The 18,185-nt window shown below is 53.1% G+C and carries 17 protein-coding genes; all 17 read right to left on the bottom strand.

From position 1 onward, the window contains the following. Window positions 1-330: 330 nt before the first annotated feature. The 17 genes from spoIIE to D3P07_RS24715 all read right to left on the bottom strand — a co-directional run bounded on the left by spoIIE (window position 331) and on the right by D3P07_RS24715 (window position 17,838). Entirely contained in the window at window positions 331-2,805 is a 2,475-nt protein-coding gene (gene spoIIE / locus D3P07_RS24790; protein WP_119803389.1) for a stage II sporulation protein E, read from the bottom strand. 998 nt (window positions 2,806-3,803) lie between these two features. After that, entirely contained in the window at window positions 3,804-4,298 is a 495-nt protein-coding gene (locus tag D3P07_RS24785) for a S1 domain-containing RNA-binding protein (protein ID WP_119803387.1), read from the bottom strand. A 231-nt stretch (window positions 4,299-4,529) separates the two neighbouring features. After that, a complete protein-coding gene (locus D3P07_RS24780) occupies window positions 4,530-4,838 on the bottom strand; it encodes an FtsB family cell division protein (protein WP_119803385.1) in 309 nt (102 codons plus the stop codon). Continuing rightward, window positions 4,838-5,455, bottom strand: coding sequence for a spore cortex biosynthesis protein YabQ (gene yabQ / locus D3P07_RS24775; RefSeq protein WP_259391685.1), 618 nt, complete (start codon window positions 5,453-5,455; stop codon window positions 4,838-4,840). The genes D3P07_RS24780 and yabQ overlap by 1 nt, the downstream gene beginning before the upstream one ends. Beyond that, window positions 5,452-5,736, bottom strand: coding sequence for a sporulation protein YabP (gene yabP / locus D3P07_RS24770; protein ID WP_119803383.1), 285 nt, complete (start codon window positions 5,734-5,736; stop codon window positions 5,452-5,454). Before yabP ends, yabQ begins: the two co-directional genes overlap by 4 nt. Window positions 5,737-6,095: 359 nt before the next feature. Beyond that, complete coding sequence (locus D3P07_RS24765; protein ID WP_119803381.1) at window positions 6,096-6,383, bottom strand: RNA-binding S4 domain-containing protein; 288 nt, start codon at window positions 6,381-6,383, stop codon at window positions 6,096-6,098. A 3-nt stretch (window positions 6,384-6,386) separates the two neighbouring features. Next, window positions 6,387-6,659, bottom strand: a complete 273-nt coding sequence (locus D3P07_RS24760) for an HU family DNA-binding protein (protein WP_116050095.1) — start codon at window positions 6,657-6,659, stop codon at window positions 6,387-6,389. Window positions 6,660-6,844: 185 nt separating this feature from the next. Next, window positions 6,845-8,353 (bottom strand): bifunctional methyltransferase/pyrophosphohydrolase YabN, encoded by a 1,509-nt coding sequence (gene yabN, locus D3P07_RS24755; protein ID WP_119803379.1) that lies wholly within the window; start codon window positions 8,351-8,353, stop codon window positions 6,845-6,847. A 31-nt stretch (window positions 8,354-8,384) separates the two neighbouring features. Further along, window positions 8,385-10,058, bottom strand: coding sequence for an oligosaccharide flippase family protein (locus D3P07_RS24750; protein ID WP_119803377.1), 1,674 nt, complete (start codon window positions 10,056-10,058; stop codon window positions 8,385-8,387). 152 nt (window positions 10,059-10,210) lie between these two features. Beyond that, window positions 10,211-10,753, bottom strand: a complete 543-nt coding sequence (gene spoVT / locus D3P07_RS24745) for a stage V sporulation protein T (RefSeq protein WP_119803375.1) — start codon at window positions 10,751-10,753, stop codon at window positions 10,211-10,213. Between the two features lie 449 nt (window positions 10,754-11,202). Beyond that, window positions 11,203-11,376: a type II toxin-antitoxin system antitoxin gene (locus D3P07_RS27230; protein WP_182914504.1), complete on the bottom strand. Its 174-nt coding sequence runs from the start codon at window positions 11,374-11,376 to the stop codon at window positions 11,203-11,205. Window positions 11,377-11,389: 13 nt separating this feature from the next. Continuing rightward, on the bottom strand, window positions 11,390-12,262 hold the full coding sequence (locus D3P07_RS24740) for an SPFH domain-containing protein (RefSeq protein WP_119803373.1): 873 nt from the start codon (window positions 12,260-12,262) through the stop codon (window positions 11,390-11,392). Window positions 12,263-12,331: 69 nt separating this feature from the next. Then, window positions 12,332-12,526, bottom strand: coding sequence for a CLC_0170 family protein (locus D3P07_RS24735; RefSeq protein WP_119803371.1), 195 nt, complete (start codon window positions 12,524-12,526; stop codon window positions 12,332-12,334). 60 nt (window positions 12,527-12,586) lie between these two features. Next, window positions 12,587-13,837, bottom strand: coding sequence for a Ger(x)C family spore germination protein (locus D3P07_RS24730; protein ID WP_259391684.1), 1,251 nt, complete (start codon window positions 13,835-13,837; stop codon window positions 12,587-12,589). Further along, window positions 13,834-14,934, bottom strand: a complete 1,101-nt coding sequence (locus tag D3P07_RS24725; RefSeq protein ID WP_119803369.1) for a GerAB/ArcD/ProY family transporter — start codon at window positions 14,932-14,934, stop codon at window positions 13,834-13,836. The genes D3P07_RS24730 and D3P07_RS24725 overlap by 4 nt, the downstream gene beginning before the upstream one ends. A gap of 18 nt (window positions 14,935-14,952) precedes the next feature. Beyond that, on the bottom strand, window positions 14,953-16,560 hold the full coding sequence (locus D3P07_RS24720; protein ID WP_182914503.1) for a spore germination protein: 1,608 nt from the start codon (window positions 16,558-16,560) through the stop codon (window positions 14,953-14,955). Between the two features lie 162 nt (window positions 16,561-16,722). Next, entirely contained in the window at window positions 16,723-17,838 is a 1,116-nt protein-coding gene (locus D3P07_RS24715; protein WP_119803367.1) for a peptidylprolyl isomerase, read from the bottom strand. Between the last annotated feature and the right edge of the window lie 347 nt (window positions 17,839-18,185).

Here is an 18,185-nt window from a genome sequence, read left to right as displayed (position 1 = left end):
TACCACTCTCATCGAATAAAAGAAAATTCCGAGCCAATTTATAATACATTCCTCCACTCCTATAATTTCACTTTTTTCGCACAACAAGATTAATTATATTCACCGCGACCATGTCCGTATATAACTATTTCTTTAGTCTCAATTTCTCCAAAATAAATGCCCCCGCTCTAAGAACGGAGGCTAGTTCCAATCTATGGACATTCAAGTTCATCCTATCAGATGAGCAATGTACATTGTCTACCGTGAGGGGACTATAATCAACATTCTAAGTTATCCTCTTACTACCTAGACCTCCTTTGCCTTATCAAATCAAAGCTTGTCCACTCTCCATCAACTCACCGTCCGCGGACGCTCCATCCGCGTCACGCCCGGCCATCTGAACGACGCCCATTCCGGCAGGTGCTTGTCCACGCGGGCGACGAGCACGGTCATGTCGTCTACAATGTCGCCTTCGTGATAGCGCACGACCGTCTCCAGCAGCGTATCCGCAATCTCCTGCGGGTCCTCCGTCTGCATCTCGCTAATGATGCGCTTCATCCACATCTCCTTATTCACCGCATGGCCGGGCGCATCGTAGATACCGTCGCTCATCATGACAAGCGTATCACCCGGCTGCAGCTGCATGGAGACGAAGTCAACATCGATATCCTGAATAATACCGATCGGCAAATTGTTGGCGGTTACTGGAATGACCTCCTTGCCGCGCTTGATAAAGCTTGGTGTAGAACCGATCTTCATAAAGGTCGTATGAGCCGTATAAAGATCGATAATGGCCAGATCGACTGTGGCATACATCTCCTCTGAAGAACGAAGCAGCAGCACCGAGTTAACCGACTTCACCGCCAGCTTCTCGTCCATACCAGATTGCAGCAGCTGCTGCAGGATCGACAGCGCCGCACTGCTCTCCTGGCGTGCCCGCTCGCCATTGCCCATCCCGTCGCTAATCGCGACCGCAAATTTACCGTTGCCAAGCTCCACCAGACTGAAGCTGTCTCCCGACAGCAGATCCCCGCCCTTGGCTGCTCCGGCCACACCTGTCTCCAGCTCATATTGCTTTGCTGAACCGAATGTGACCATTGTCGGCTCACCATGCTTGGCTGGAGGCACCTCCATCTTCACCGCGATATGCTCACCTAGGATATCACTTAGCAGCGGCGCGATAATTTTACGGCACTCATCGAAGCCCCTTTCGAACGAATGATACACCTCGATCTCGACATTCCCCTCCTCCAAATTCACAATATCTACGCCTTGTATAGACAGTCCGAGTCCCTCTACCGCCTCTCTAATTTGTTCCTCCTGCAAATGAAGTGTCTGACCCTCCCTCTTAATCTCTCTCGACAGGTCCTCCATAACCTGTGATACGCCCAGCAATTGATCTGCGACCAATTGACGGGAGTCCAGGATCTGCTTCTTCCAATGCTTATTGTTCTGATGCAGCTCATATTGATGCTTCATCACCGTCAGCACCTGAGATGACTTCACACAATGAGATGTCCACGTGCGCGGTTGTTCCTTTGTCCCTGGAACCTGGTTCTCCTCTACGGTCGTCATCATGTCAGTCATCATTTTGTAGGTGTGGAAGAACTTGTCCTCCCAGCAAGCCTTCTGCCGATGGCAGCTCGCGCAGCTTCGCTCCGCTACCGCATTCATGAAATGCCCGATCTCCTCCTCGCGCTTCACCTCCGCTACATTTTGATTCAACTGGCCGAAGCTGCGAGAGAGCTGACGGAATACATCCGAGAATTGGGATACCCGTTCCGCCGTTACCTCCCGTACCCGCTTCGCATACTCATGCTGCGACTTCACATGCTCGTTCGTTCCCGGCACATAACGGGCAATCGTACGAATGACGCCCCTCGGGGTCAATAGAAGCAGCGTAGCGGCCGCTACGGACTCCCATGTTGAACTCATGACATCCGCTCCCGTGCCTATATATATAGAAAGAATGGATGTGCCAAGCAGCAAGCCAAAAGCAGCTGCCATCTTGCCTCCATCTCTTAGCAGCCCCGCCAATAATCCGGCAAAAGCCAGCATACTCATCTGCACTAGCGCGCTGAAATCCGCCAGGCTCAGAATCAGCCCTCCAATGACGCCAACAGAGGCTCCTAGCGGCGCCCCGCCAGCCATTGCAAACAGGAGGATCATATACCGCGACATCACATGCTCAGCCGACATGCCATATACCAGCCATCCCACAGCTCCTGTCATGACGGATGCCAGCAAAATCATGACGCAAATGATCTCTTCATGCTTGAGCGCCGCCGATTTCTTGGTCATCGTAAGCACCGGTATCGCATGAATGAATACCAGCGTCAGTACAAATGCAAGCGCTGCCTCTACCACAACGAGCATAAAGCTGTACCAGCTCAGCGTATCTCCTATGAAGACGCTGAACATCTGGACGAGCAGCGTAGCGGTGAAGACCAGAATAGGAGCGGTTGACAGCTCCGCCTTCTCGTACGCCTCCAATCCCTTCATAAGCAGGAACAACACCGCAATCTCCATCGCGATCCATAACGGAGCAGGATCAACTGCGAACCAGCTTCCCGCTACCAAAGAGACAGCTACCCAGCCATAAATGTCTCTTCTCATAAAATATAAGACGGCAAAATAAGCGACGGCAAAAGGCATCAATGATTCCAAGATGACAGCTCGTCCGAGCAAAAATCCAATAGCGACAAGCAGTATGGTCCACTTCTTGGCGAGAAGCATGCTTACCGCCCCCTTGACGGCACGCATATCCTTCCCTCTCTGTACGGCTGTTTGAAACCATCCCGCACGCTTCAGCGCCGGGATTCCCATCACGTTTTCCTTCTTCACTACTTGACACCACCAATCCGGGTTTGTTGTGTTTCCCATTATAGGAGCTTGTCCGTATGAAGTTTGTCACTTATCGTAATACGCCTAAAAGTTTTTTCCGACAAAATCGCATGGCCTTGCAGTCATTGTCACGTCAGTGTCAATCGTACGCCCCCACTGGCTTTGACCAAGGTCTGCGTTGTTCGCCGGTGTGTTCTCAGTCAACAAAAAAGACAGATAGCGCTTCCAATTTGATGGCGAATGGACGCGGTAACCTGTCGGGATTAGCGGAGGATGGAAGAAAAGTATTAGTTTCCAATAGGAATATGGCTCAAACCGACTTTCGTGCTGCCGCACTCGACAGGTACTGAGCATTTGCCTAGCTCTATCCCCATTGCTGACAGCATCTGGCGTAAGGCGGGAACATATATAGACCAGAAGCCGAGAGTATTGGCTATAGTGACACACGCAGTTGCTGCGTTTCTGAACTTAAGTCGGTTGTACCGACTTATTCCGCACATACCGCCTCCAAGCCAGTCTGTAAGTCGGTCTTGCCGACTTAATGCACTCCACGCACTACCAATCCAACCTTTAGGTCGGTCCTATCGACTTACTTCACTCCGCCCACCCCAGCCCAGCCATTAGCTCGGCCCTACCGACTTAATTCAATCCGCCCACCCCAGCCCAGCCATTAGCTCGGCCCTACCGACTTATTTCACTCCGCCCACCCCAGCCCAACCATTAGCTCGGCCCTATCGACTTAATTCACTCCGCGCACCCCAGCCCAACCATTAGCTCGGTCCTACCGACTTAATTCACTCCGCGCGGCACCAGTCCAGCCTAGATCGGTCCTACCGACTTACTCAACATCCGTGGACTTCAGCCTGCCCGACCCATTCTTGGGTTGAGGACAGTTCGTGGGCAGCCCGCCCCAGCGCAATAAAAAAAGCAGAACCGCGTAGGTTCTGCTTGATCTATAGGGTAGTAAGTAACGTAAAGGTTTATACTCGCTTGGCACCGCGTCCGCCGCGTTTGCCTTCCGTATTCTTCTTCAGGGAAGAGATACGCTCCTCACTATCTTTCAAGAAGCGAGACATTTTATCCTCGAATGACGGTTTGCCGTAGGCAGGTCTGCCAGACGATTGCTTGTTGAAGGGACGTCCGCCTCGGTCTTGGCCTCCGCGGTTGAATCGTTCTCCGCCTCCAGGTCCGCCTGAGCTGACACGCTCGCGTTGCGGTGGTGGCTGATGGCCTTCTGGCCGGTCAATGGCTTGCTTAATGGAGAGTCCGATCTTTCCGTCTTTATCAACGTTGATCACTTTGACCTTCACGACGTCGTCGATCTTCAGATGATCCTTCACGTCCTTGACGTAGTTATCGGCAATCTCTGAAATGTGAACTAGACCCGTGACACCTCCCGACAAGTCGACAAATGCCCCAAAATGCGTGATGCCCGTCACTTTTCCTTCTAACTTGGCGCCCACTTCAATTGCCATAAAATAAAATGTTCCTCTCTCAAAGTTTTGTGATAATTCAATTGCCCGACGCATCGAGCTTGATTCGAACAAAACTTATTTCGTCATTAAGCCGGGTTTAATCGATATTAAACACGATTATCGTATTTGAAACATCCTCTAACCCCGCCATAAAAAAGTCTTGTATCTATCGTGATTATAACCGAACCGCCGAAGCAAGGTCAACAGACGTTCACCCGTTTCAGTGCCCCATTATTCGCTAAATATTTGCTGTTCTCCCTCTTTTACCATTCCCTGCTCCTTGGTAGCCAGCTGGGAGATATATTCCGGATCGTTAAGGCGCTCCACTTCGCGCTTCAACGCTTCTGTCTGAGATCTGGTTTCCTCAATCCCGCTCTCGATCGTCGTCAGCTTCTCGAACGTCACCTTTTGCTGCTGCATTTGACCGAATAAGGTATAACCCGCCCAGCCCATAAACAGGACAATGAACATCATCCAGATCCTGTACCGGCGCTTCGCGGCAGATCCGCTTACTGATTTTTTTGCAGCTGCTTTCGACATTAACGCTGACCCCTCCTAAACCATTGATTCCAACGCCCGGTGATGGCAGCTAGTCCCTTCGCGAGACGCTCCTCTACCCTCCATCGCTCCCAATGAGGCTTCAGCCAGCGCCCCAGCGGGCGAGTCACAGGCTTTAACAGCCATAACAGCAATAGCCAAATTGGACGAACCAATTGTACCACAATTTTTAGAAGGAAAATAGTGAGCGCAGACCCAAATCCTAAAATGACCATCAAGGCTTTGTAAAGCAGCAGGATCGGCTTGACGATCATCATGTCGAATACCTTCAAAATGAACGAAATGAAAGCTCGTACCGCATCGATCGCCCACTTGACTATGCCGATCACAGGTTTGCTTAGCAGCCAATAATAGAGGATTACCCCGATAGCCAGTCCTAGAAACACGTATGCCCGCACCTCGCCATTGTTGCTGGCATACAGCATTCGGAATACGACGACCGCAGCCGCCATCCAATAGATGATATCAAGCACTGGCAGCCACCATCGCGGGAATCGCAGCTCATTCGACACGACACGATATCCGTCGAAGACAACGCCCATTCCAAGACCGGATAGCAGCATGACGGCTACCGTCAGCCATTGTACGCTTAACGTCACTTAAACAGCTTGCCGAACAGCCCTTTGGACTTGCTGGCGGCCGCTCCGTCCAGATAGGCGAGAGAATGAACCAATCCTTCAATCGCAACCAAGCCCTGCTCCAGGCTCAGATGCTTAATATGCAAATTTTGTCCTGTAACCGTCAGAAAGCCCAGCTCCGTCTCCAGCAGAAATTCCTCGCTGTCGAAGCTCTCCACATTCACGACCCCGGTAAGCTCCAGCAGCTTCCGATTAATCAGCCTTACATCCTGATTCTTCTGCCCCTTGCCCGCTTCAGCCATAGACTCGTCCCCCGCTTCGTTAATTTCTCTATTACTGTATGGGGGAGGGACAAGGTTTAGAACCTGCGAATCTAGGGCGGAGAGAACATAACGGAGTGTACTCCCTGGCGCCTGTTCTGCGGTCGTGCAAGTGCCGGGCTTCGATATAGACAAGGTACAGAGTTGTATTAGGACAAGCGTCCCCTGAATGCGAATACACTATGCAAGCAAGACGCTGAGAATCCCGGAATTGAACATTCCGTATTGAACCCAGCCTCTGCCTTTCAGAATACGGATTAGCCATAGCCAGCTTTATCACCGACAAGGAAGGCTAATTGCAGCAGAAAAGGGCCGCCCGGCATAGCCGGACAGCCCTTCTATTATTGCTTCTCCCAGTCGAGACCATTCTCGCGAGGGCGCTGTTCTTCTTTCACCAAAGTATAGAGCTCACCGGCTTCATCCTTGCGGGTCGTCTCGGTGAGACGCTCCACGCGGACCGTCACGATCTTCTGACCGTACTGGATCTGGAGCTCGTCCCCAACCTTGACGGCGCTGCTTGCTTTCGCTTCGCGGCCGTTGATCCACACGCGCCCTTGCTCGGATACATCCTTCGCAACGGTACGGCGTTTGATCAGGCGGGACACTTTGAGAAATTTATCTAAGCGCATGTATTACTTGATCGCTTCTTTCAGCTTGTTGCCTGCTTTGAATGCAGGAACTTTGGATTCTGGGATCGTGATTTCTTTACCCGTTTGCGGGTTGCGGCCCACGCGGCCGGAACGTTTGCGAGTTTCGAAAGTACCGAAGCCGATCAATTGTACTTTGTCGCCGCTTGCAAGCGCGTCAGTTACTTCGCCAAGAAAGCCGTTCAGGACAGCTTCAACGTCGCGTTTCGTTAGCCCGCTCTTCTCTGCAATGTTGTTGATCAGGTCTGTTTTGTTCATGTGAATATCCTCCTAATAAATGACGGTTATTTGTGGCTGCCGCGTCGAGGCGGCTCACCCATTAGCAAAATCTGCTCTCACGAAGAATACTTATTCTGCTCCAGAGAACAAAATCCTGCCGCGTACTTCAATTTTTTTTGGGAATAGTGCGGAATTAAGGCGAATTGTGGCGAAAATCATGCAAGCTAAAGTCTCTTAGCCTCTTCCCACCATCGATCCATCTCTAGTAAATCAGTTTGGTCAAAAGTTTTGCCGTTTATACGAAGCTGCTCTTCAATATATTGAAATCGGCTCTTAAACTTTCGATTCGTTCGAGAGAGAGCTTCCTCGGGATCAGCGTGAATGAACCGCGACGCGTTCACAACGGCGAATAAAAGGTCGCCCAGTTCGTCGGCTTGCTTCTCTTCGTCACCGGAAGAGATGGCTTCCCGCAGCTCTAGCAGCTCTTCCTCGATCTTTGATAGGACAGGCCCCAGCTCATCCCAGTCGAAGCCGACCTTCGCCGCTTTCTTCTGCAGCTTGTATGCCTTCATGAGCGCAGGCAAGTCCGGCGGAATGCCGTCCAGCTGCGACACCCTTGCCGCGTCCGTTCCTTTTCTCCGCTTCTCCTCCGCTTTCATGCCTTCCCAGTTCGCCAGCGCTTCATCCGCATTCTGTGCACCGGTCTCGCCGAACACGTGAGGATGACGGAAGATCAGCTTCTCGTTCAGCGTCTCTATGACGTCATAAACCGAGAATGCGCCTACTTCCTCTTCCATCTGGCTATGCAGCATCACTTGCAGAATGACATCTCCAAATTCCTCTTGCATGCCGTCAGGATCGTCGTTATCGATGGCTTCCAGAGCCTCATAGAGCTCTTCAATGAAGTTCTTGCGAATCGATTGATGCGTCTGCTCGCGGTCCCACGGGCAACCATCGGGACTGCGCAGAATGGCCACGATCTCATGCAGCCGCTCGAACGTCCGGTTGCGCAAGACCGGGTCCTCGGAGCGCGGCACATAAATGATCGACAAGTTGCCGTATTCCTGATTGCGGTCGAGCTCATAGATCGGAACGGAGATGATCCGCTCTTCACCTTGTACACCCAGCGCATGGCCGATAACGACCTCATAATCCTCCGGATACCGCTCCATCAGCGCCAGCTTCACGTCGGAAGCCGTAAAAGCATCATACACCTGACCGATGATGGTATGCAACTCCGGTTGTAGAAGAGATGCCTTCAGCTCTGCCGCATCCAGCAGGGAGAAGCCCTCAATCGGATCCATGCCAAGCGAGGCGAAGGCTGCGTCCAGGAAGCTCTCGCCGCCCAACACGGTCAGCTCTATGCCCTCTGCTGCGCAGCGCTCGCGAAGCAGCTGTACAGTGCGCTCCGCCACCATCGGATGGCCGGGAACGGCATAAAGAATCGCATCGTCAGATGCCGAAGCCTCACGCTCGCTCCCGCCTTGCAGCGCTTCCTCCAGCAGTCTTGAGGCAATCGCTTCGTAGACCTCCGGGAAGGATTCATGCTGCTCGTACAAGCTGTCGAATGTAGTGTATGGAATTGTATGTTCTTGAAGCAGAGCCATTACGGGATGATGCTCAGTACGGACGAAGATACGCTTCGCCGCCTGCAGCCGCCGCCAGATGCCCAGCGTAAGCTGATCAGGGTCGCCGGAGCCAAGTCCAACAATTACAATTGGCGAATGTGCCACCTTGAATCCTCCTCCTTATGTAACAGACGAGCTACCGCTCGTCCAGCGGCGGGATCAGCCGCAGCCGCCGCAGCCGGGCGGCCAGCCGATCGCCGCCCGGAATCGCGCGCCATTCGTGCGCGTCTATCGCGCCTGCGCGCAGAGCGGCGACGGCGAAGACGATCACGCCGACGGCTGCGCCCGCCAGCGACAGGGCTGCCGCCAAGCTTCGCTGCGGCAGCCCGTACCCGAGCGCGGCGCCTAGCACGCGCTCGGCAAGCAGTACCGCGCTGGCCATAGCCGCCAGCGCGACCACGCCTGCGGCGGCGGGGCTAATGCTCGCCCGCCGCTTCATCCGCTCGTGCGGCGGGCGGAGCCCCGCAGCCGCACGGCGCAGCGCCGCCGCGCCCAGCAAGGCGGCGGCGCTTAGCGCGATCACGCCGGAGAGCGCTGCTCCCTCGATCCCGAGGGAGGGCACCAGCGCGGCGTTCAGCGCGCCTTTCAACAGCGCTGCGAGCAAGAGCAGCGCCGCAGGCACCCGCGCCGAGCCGAGCGCTTGCAGCGCGGGCGCGACAATCGCGTTCACGCAGCCGGCCAGCGCGGTGCAGCCGACAAGGGCGAAGGCTAGCGTCCCCTTCGCATCCTTGTACAGCATAATGTTGAGCGGCTCAGCCAGCAGCAAGAGGCCGATAGCCGCCGCCCCGCCCATCATCCAGGCCATCCGCAGCTGCAGCGACAGACGGTTCTGCAGCTCGTCCAACTGGCCCCCGGCTTTTGCACTCACAAGACCCGGCACCATAGCCGCTGCCGCTGCCGCAGCAACCATCGTAACAAGCTGCACCAATGGACCGCCCCGGCTGTATACGCCAAACAGGCTCATCGCCGTCGATTCTGCCATGCCGCTGTCTCCCAGGAGCCGCGGTACCATAAATGCATCGACCACTCCTACAACCGGCACAACGATGGATGCCAGTGCCACCGGAGCGGCCAAAGCTGCCAATTCTTTGATCTCCCGCATGAGACGGAGCCTGCCTATAGGGGCTGGCACGGTGTCGCTTCTTATGGTCCGATCCCGCGATTTGCCTATCAACAGAAGAATAAGCGCGACAATCGCACCCGCGCAAGCTCCGCTCATGACGCCCGCAGCCAAGGCGGAATCGCTCCATCCTGCGCTCAGGCCTATCTGCAGCACAAGAATCATAATCGCGACGCGCGCACATTGCTCAGCCACCTGGGATGCGGCAGACAGGCCCATCCGTCTCTTCCCTTGCTGATAGCCGCGAAGCACTGCGGCGAACGGCGCAAATAATAATGCAGCCGACAATACCCGGATAGCCAGGGCCGCCGAATCATCGCCAATCCACGATGCTGCCAGGTCTGCGGTAAGCCACATCCCCAGAAACGCAAAGACGCCTGTCGCTCCCAGCAGGATCGATGCGGCGATAACCGTACTCCTTGTCCCCTCCAGAGGTTCAGCTTCCTTAAGCTTGCGCGCAATAATGATAGATACTGCCGTAGGCAGACCCGCTGTAGCCAAGACCGCAATCAGCTGATAGAACGGATAGACGGCATTGTAGATGCCGAATACGCGGTCCCCGGCCAAATTCTGCAGCGGGATCTTCTGCAAAGCGCCTACCAGCTTGGAGACGAGTGCAGCCCCTGCCATCAGGATTACGCCGTTCCGCCAGATTCCGCCTCCGCGAAGTCTCGATGCCGTCCGGCTCATATGATAGTCCCCTGCTCCCTATGATTGGTTATGATTAATGATTATACCGTAAACGGGAGCAGATACAAAAATAAAGCCTCTCCGCAAGACAAATGCCGTGCGGAGAAGCCGTGACCATTGGTGCTTATGTGTAGGCGGCAATAAGGGCTCGCTTATTGCTCCATCTGCTTCGCCAGGAAGCCTGCAGCCGTCTCGGCCATCTTCGTCTCAAGCTGTCCCATCTTGACGGAATCGTCCTTGCTCAGCAGCACAACCGCGCCGATCGGGTCTCCGCCTGCAATAATAGGGGCCACGACGAACGAACTGTATTGATCCTGTACGTCCTTCACAATTTCATAAGCGCCGCCATTCGTTTCCGCAAGCGTCTTGCGATTCTCCATGCATGACTCCAGCGTATTGCCGATAGCCTTGTCCATCAGTTCTTTCTTGGATGCCCCCGCAACCGTAATAATGGTATCGCGGTCGGAGATCAGCGTAATATGTCCGGTGCTCTCGTACAGCGATTCCGCATATTCCTTAGCGAAGTCGCCCAATTCGCCAATCGGAGAATATTTCTTCAAGATGACTTCACCATCACGGTCAACGAATATTTCCAGTGGGTCGCCCTCGCGTATACGCAACGTACGGCGAATCTCCTTCGGAATCACCACACGCCCGAGATCGTCGATACGACGTACAATTCCAGTTGCTTTCATTTCTTGTTGCCCCGCTTTCCCTAGAGGATTTTGAATCGACTGGATTCCTGCATCACTTTTTTATAAAGAAACATCACTGAGAGCTCCACGAGGACTTTCGGCGTCCTCGAATTTCTTCCGGGTAGCGCTAAGCCGGCGGCTTGGCAGATCATATCCCATACCAGAACATTCGCAGCAGGCCGTTGTTATCGTAGGGTCTTGGTGCTGCTCCGGTACCTGAAGTGTTAAGATCCTTCAATGAAGAATTTGAATCTGACCATAGTATTCATCCGCTCCCAATTTCTTATGCACGTCTCCAATACGACCCGTTGTTCCCTTGAAGAACCGCCTGATGGGAGCGGCCCCTCACGGCCCAGAGCCTTATGATGCCCTGCCCAGCCGTATGTATCCAGAGTTGTCCAATCTACGTCAAAGACGGCATACGCCGCTAGCCTGCGTATGCCGTCCGGTTATTCCTCTTCTTTGCGGGGCTTGCCAAGCCGCCCTGCCTTGCTTAGCGCTTCGCGCAGCAGAAATTCAATATGACCGTTCACGCTGCGGAATTCGTCAGCGGCCCATTGCTCAAGCGCACGATGGATGTCGGGATCGAGGCGCAGCGGGAACGCCTTCTTCTCTTTCCCCATTATTCAGCGTTCCTTAGCTGTACAGAGAGCCCGTATTGATGACAGGCTGCGCCGCCCTGTCGGATACGATCGAAACCATCAAATTGTTGACCATCGCGGCCCGCCGCTCGCTGTCCAGTTCGATTCCGTTCTCTTCCAGCTTCTTCAGCGCGGCATCTACCATGCCGACTGCCCCTTCGACGATCTTCTGACGCGCCGCTACAATCGCAATCGCTTGCTGACGCTGCAGCATCGCGCTTGCAATCTCCGGCGCATAAGCGAGGTGCGTAATGCGTGTCTCGATCAGTTGGACGCCTGCTACTTCCAGCCTCGTCTGAAGATCGCGCTGCAGTTCAGCTGCCACTTCATCCGCATTCCCGCGCAGCGATACACCATTCTCGTCATCGAAGATATCGTACGGGTATTGCGCCGCAATATGACGGATTGCCGTCTCGCTCTGAATCTCGACGAACCGCTCGTAATGATCGACGTCGAAGGTGGCCTTTGCCGTGTCTACGACCTTGAAGACCACAACCGCGCCAATTTCCACAGGATTGCCTTCCGCGTCGTTCACCTTCAACTTCTGGCTGTTGAAGTTCCGCACCTTAAGCGATATCGTCGCCTTCGTCGTAAGCGGCAAGGCCATCCATAGGCCGCTCTCGATAATCGTACCAATATACGTGCCGAAGAAGGTAATGACCTTCGCTTCATTCGGCTGAACAATAACTAATGACGTCGTAATCAGAAAGGCAACAAGAAGCAGCACAACTCCGAGTAGAATGCTGAATGCCGATACAGACGACGAGGACAGTTGGAGGATGATCAGCGCCGCACCGCCTACAGCTGCAACAATCGCGATCAGAAGCGCCAAATATCCGCTGACATATAATGCTTTTTTCTCCCTCATGAGATCCACTCCCATATCATTATGATATGATCATGATATCACTTTTTACAAATATAAGCAATCGTTATTTTAAGACAGCCAAAGCATCATCAGAATGAACACTCCTAGCGATAGATGGAGCCAGCCGAAAATGTTGGACAGTCGATATTCTTTTTTGGTTACGTGGGTTTCTCTGGCGTCAATGAACAGCAAGAACAAGCCGCACAAGACGCAGATGAAAAAAAGGTAACCTGACAGTCCAATCGTGACTATACTCAATATCATGCTTTCCATCCCTCCTGCTACAGCCCCAATCGCGCTCCAACACTGTCAAAAAACGATGCGTCACGTTGCTTTCATACCAATACGGCGAATCCGTACCGCTACCTCAATATCGAAGGTCGTCTCCTTGTACATGTCCTGCCACTTTTCCTTCGTTCCGATATACTGATGCCAATACCCCGGTTTTTTGGCCCGGACCATCTCGCCAAAGCCAAATATATCGGAGCCTTTGCTTTGCGTCTTCTTAATAATGTTTTGATAGAATTGAACAGAGCCCTTCTCCTGCTTTCGCTCGATCGCCGCAATCGTTGCAGGATCGTCCAGCGCAATGCTCTCGCTCATCTTCTCATCCAAGTTCGCCTCCAGCTCCACTCTAATCTGAAAATACGGTTTGCCGTCCTTCACGCTCAGATTGATCTTGGAATGTCTATGCGTCACGTTCGTCATGACGGAAGTGGACAGATCCTCCGAATCCAGCAGGATGACCGCGCGATAGCCGGCCGGATTAATGCCGCGCAAGCCCAGGAACCCGGAAATCTCCAGAGGCTTCGTAATGCCAACCAGCTTCTCCCCTCGGAAGTATGCCAATCCCTTAATCTCGACATTGTCCTGCTCCTTAATCTCCACAAAGGGCAAGAAGCCTTCCTGCCCTTTCTTCGAGGAATTGCTCCAGTACTGCCCGATATAGTCCTTTGGGAATTTACCCATCTTAATCGCATTATCGAGCGTCGACATTAAATACAGCGTCGGGATCCGCTCCAGCCTGGGCGCCGCATTCATGAGCTCGAATGCCTTTCCTTTAGATACCATCATCCATGCCATTCTGCGCACTTCCGGATTGCGCCGGAAGTAATCGTTAATGTTGCTCATATCCTTCTTTGCCACCTCCTCCGAGATGACAATGATGCGCAAATGTCCAAAAAACAATCGGCTCGATACCTGCTGCTGCAAATTCATGAACGCATCGTTAATGGAATGCCCTACCACATTAATCACCCATACCGTTCGATTCGGATTGCCGCCGCCCATGCCGCCCGATTCGCCGGGACCGAGGGGAATCTGCCCCGGCAGGGCAATTTGCACCCCCACTCTTACCATACCTTGCTTGGGCGGCGGAAGAGAGCCTCGTACATGGGTGACCTCGTCCTCCTCTCGTGTCGCCTTTGCCTCGCTGTCCACCTCATCTATCGATACACCCAGCACAACAGCACGGTCATCGATCTCCAGCCGGTCCCAGCAGCCGCTTAACAGAGGGGTAAGCACGAGTACCGTACAGACTAACCGTATGAAGCGGCACATCTTCCTGCTTGTCACTGCTGCTGCCCCCTTTTCTTGCGCATCATCGCCATTAGCAGCAAAGCCGCCGGGTACGCTATCGTGATGACAAGACCCAATCTGCCGACTTGCTCGATGATGCCATAGAGCTGGGTCACATTCTGCGGAATCATCGCCATGAAGAATATAAAAGGAAACAAAAAAAACGAGAATACCCGATGCTCGCGCAATCGGAATAGCTGTTTCATTGCGTAAGCTGTCAGAAAGTAGCTGGACAACAATGTCGTAAATACCGCCGTTACCCATACGGCGAGAAAAGCCGCATCCAGCCGCTCCAATATATTAGCCGGCAAATTGGTGCCTTTCGCCAGCTCCAGCGTAGGCCATAGCAGCTTCTTGATCTCCTCGGCGCCGAAGACGCTAACCGCTGCCGCTACGATAACCAGATAGAGTCCGCCTGCAATTAAGATGCCGTATACGCTTGCCTTCATAGCCTTTTTGGGCCGCTTCATAGATGGAATAATCAGCGTTAAAATGAAGGAGCCCTGGAATAGCGCGGCAATCGTGAACGTTCCTAGGAGAACATGATTAGACTTGGTCCATATAATCGGTTGCAGGTTAACAATTTCTGCATTACTGAGCGACAGAATGGCGATTAACAAGCAAGGCACCAGCAGCAAAGGGAAATAAAAATTGTGAATATACGCGAAGGTTGTCAGCGACTTCCGCGCTGATATCGCAGCCAGCATGAGCATCACGATAACGGTTACTTCAACCGGCGTTTTTTTCAATACAGCGGTAACGACCACTTCACCGAACTCTCTGGCGGTTAACGATGTTAACACGGCGAAGAATACAATGATCAATACGCTGCCTAATCGGCCGAGCCACTTGCCGATAATTTGCTCGCTGTATTCGATGATGGTATGGTCCGGGAAGCGCATGCCCAGCCATGTGATAAGCGCTAGTCCAATGAAAGCGACGATAATGCCAAAGAGAGTCACAATCGGGGCAGCCGAATCAGCCGCCCTGGCCGCAAACAGAGGAAGCGACAGCACACCTACGCCAATAATCGTACTGACGAGGATAGCCGCTGTCTGAAGAACGGTAATTTGTCGGGTCTGCGTATTGTCCATGTCGAGATGCTCCTTCCGCTATCTTTTTTCTGGACTGGTTTCTTCAGCGCTCGGGGATGGAGCCTGATCTTCCACTTGCAGCTTTATATTATCTTGGGGATGGAGAAACGCCGGTCTGTTCTTCATCCATTTGATCGGCGCCCGTATGAGAAGATCCTTTATTCCTTCCTTATCCCCCGGCACGAGCGGACTCAGATAAGGCACGCCGAACGACTTCAGCGACAGCACATGGTTCGCGATCACGATAAGGCCGACCATGATGCCGTACAAGCCGAATATCCCAGCCATAATAATAAGCGGAAAGCGCAGCAGCCGAAGCGCTAGAGCGGCGTTGTAGGCCGGCGTTGCGAATGAACCGATCGTAGTCAGCGCGATAATGACGACAGTGATCGGACTGGCGAACCCTGCCGCTACAGCTGCTTGACCGATGACCAGCACGCCGACAATCGACAGAGCTCCGCCGACCTGCTGGGGCAACCGGATCGTCGCTTCCCGAAGCACTTCCATGGAAACTTCCATGATCAGCACCTCAATGACAGCCGGGAACGGCACACCCGCTCTTCCCCCTGCTACAGCCACCGCGAATTCGGTTGGAATAAGCTCAGGATTGAACGAAATAATGGCGACATACAAGGACGGAAAGACAAGCGAGAAGATCAGGGCGACCAGACGCGCCATTCGAATCGCACTCATGAGTAGGAATCGCTCGGTGTAGTCTTCGACCGTCTGATAGAACTGCCCGAATACAGTAGGAATAACGAGGGCTAGTGGCGAGCCGTCCACGAGTATCGCAATCCTGCCCTCCAGCAGATTGGCCACGACCTTATCCGGCCGTTCCGTATACTGCACTTGAGGGAAAGGAGACCACTTGTTGTCTTCGATAAATTGCTCCAGATAACCCGAATCCAGCACACCGTCAATCTTCACTTCCGATAACCTGCGATCCAGCTCCTTCAGCAGTTCAGGATCTGTAATGCCGTCCATATAACATATAGCTACCTTGGACTTTGTCCGTGTCCCGATCTCTCTGGATTCGACACGCAGCTCAGTGGATTGCAGCCGATAACGGATGAGAGCCAGATTCGTGCCCAAAGACTCGATGAAGCCTTCACGCGGTCCGCGGATGACTTGTTCTGTAGCCGGTTGTTCAATGCCTCTCTTGTCGATACTGCGCGTACCGATCAGGAAAGCCTCCGGCATGCCTTCAATGGCAACAACCGTATCCCCGCCTAGCACCGCCCGAATTAAGAGATCGATTTCTCCCTGCAATTGGACTTCCCCGTGATATAGCGTCTCGTACAAAAGGATGTCTGGCAATTGTGCCAGCTCGATGTTGCGGTCTTGCAGATGCCTAGGGACATGCATAAACGGTCTGATAATATCTTCATTGACCACTGCCTGCTGAACCATATGGGAGAAGCTGTACATGACAGCAGGAAACTGGCCGAATACCTGGAATTTGCGAGTGGCCAGATCGGCACTCGTGCCCAGCGTACTGTTCATAATCTCCTCCAGCTGCCGCAGCGAGCCGTTCAGTCTCGTTCCTTCAAATTCGGACAAGGTATGGTTGGTAGGGAGCTTCTTCGCTTGCTGCTTCGTTCGCTTGTATCCCTTGATCAGCCTCATGCTGTCACCGCCCTTCATCAATAGCTGCAGCCCATCTCGCGCTGTATCCGTTTTATTGTTTTCAATTCAGGGAAAATCTATCCAAGCATCCCATAGAAAAAGACCGTTTGACCGGCATAATGCCGGTCAAACGGTCTTTATGATATTGCTATAAGGCAGAAGTTATTCTGCGGCTTTCTCGTCACCTGCTGCTGCGTCGCCATCGGCTGGCGTCTCCGATGGAGTCTCGCCGTCTGCCGGTGCTTCGCCTTCGCCCGCGCCTTCTTCGGCCTTAGGCAGTGTAATTTTCAGTTCTTGCTTCGGCATCTCTTCTGTCATGAATTTCTCCATGTACGTGTAAGCCGCCGCGCCCTTCACTTGGTTCTTCTCTTCTTCCGTCAGTTGATCCAGCGTTTTGTCTTCACGCTTCTCCACTTTAATAACATGGTAGCCGAAATCGGATTTCACCGGCTCGCCGATCACACCGATTTCCTGCTCATAAGTCGCGATTTTGAAAGGCTCTACCCACTTGCTGCCTGGGCTGGCTTCATACAAGCCGCCGTTTTCCTTTGAACCGCCGTCATCGGAATACGTCTTAGCCAGCTCGTTCCAGTCGCCGCCTGCATCCAGCTTCGCCTTTACTTCCTTGGCGCGAGCCAGTGCTTCTTCGTCTGTACGAAGCTCTTTCGTTTCTTGCGTATTTGGATCGGTCTCTGTCGTTTGAACCAGGATGTGGCGCACGTCGGATACCGCAAAGTCTGCTTTCATCGTTTCAAAGGCTTTCGCCATATCTTCATCTGTAACCAGGGAATTCATATGCACGACCGCTGCGGAATTCAGCAGCAGGAAAGTCGCGATGTCTGCATCCGAGATTTTTTTCGTCTTCAATTCGTCTGCAAAGGTCGTGTCCGATCCTTTCAGCTCCTTGAATCCTGTCAGTTGCTCGTCTACTTGCTTGCGTGCTTCCTTCAAGGACTCTTCGGAAGCTTGAGCACTAAGCAGCTTGAAGCTTACGTATTGCTCTAGCAGCATCTCCTGGAATTGCGGGATCTCAACGATCGACTCGTAAGCCGGTTGAGCCAGCACATAGACGTCCAGATACTTTTTGAGTTCATCCTGCGTAACTTGTCCATCCTTGAATGTCGCGACTACCTCGCCCTTGTCTACGTTTTTGAACTGCAAGGAATGTTCACCCTTCCCCTTGCCTCCGCATGCCGCCAGCATCGTCATGACGAGCACCGCTGCAAGGACGAGCAGTGCGCTTCTGCGCCATGTCGATTTGCGTGTACTGTAAAACATGTAGAATCCCCTTTCAGATTATAAGCTATTAGAGGTTGTTCAAAAAATCGTCTTTTGATCACGAAGCCAGCCAAGAAACGTATTCGACATCGAATCTTGCGTTCACCTTCGAAGTCCGGTGCTCATGTAGGTTTGCCTACACTCCGCTCCTCCTTCTTCAGGTTCTCGCAACCTTCCCGGATGCATGGGCGAGCAGTTCGCCGTCAGGCGAACGACCAGCCTCGGTGCTGAAAATCCGACTTTTAGAACACGCACTATATTAGAGGCTGTTCAATAGTCACTTCTGATCACGAAGCATGACATGATGCCAACCGACTTTGAACATAAACTGTTTTTATTGTATCAGA

It is taken from the genome of Paenibacillus sp. 1011MAR3C5 (genome assembly GCF_003591485.1).
GTDB lineage: Bacteria > Bacillota > Bacilli > Paenibacillales > Paenibacillaceae > Pristimantibacillus.
This window is presented reverse-complemented; position numbering and strand designations above follow the sequence as displayed.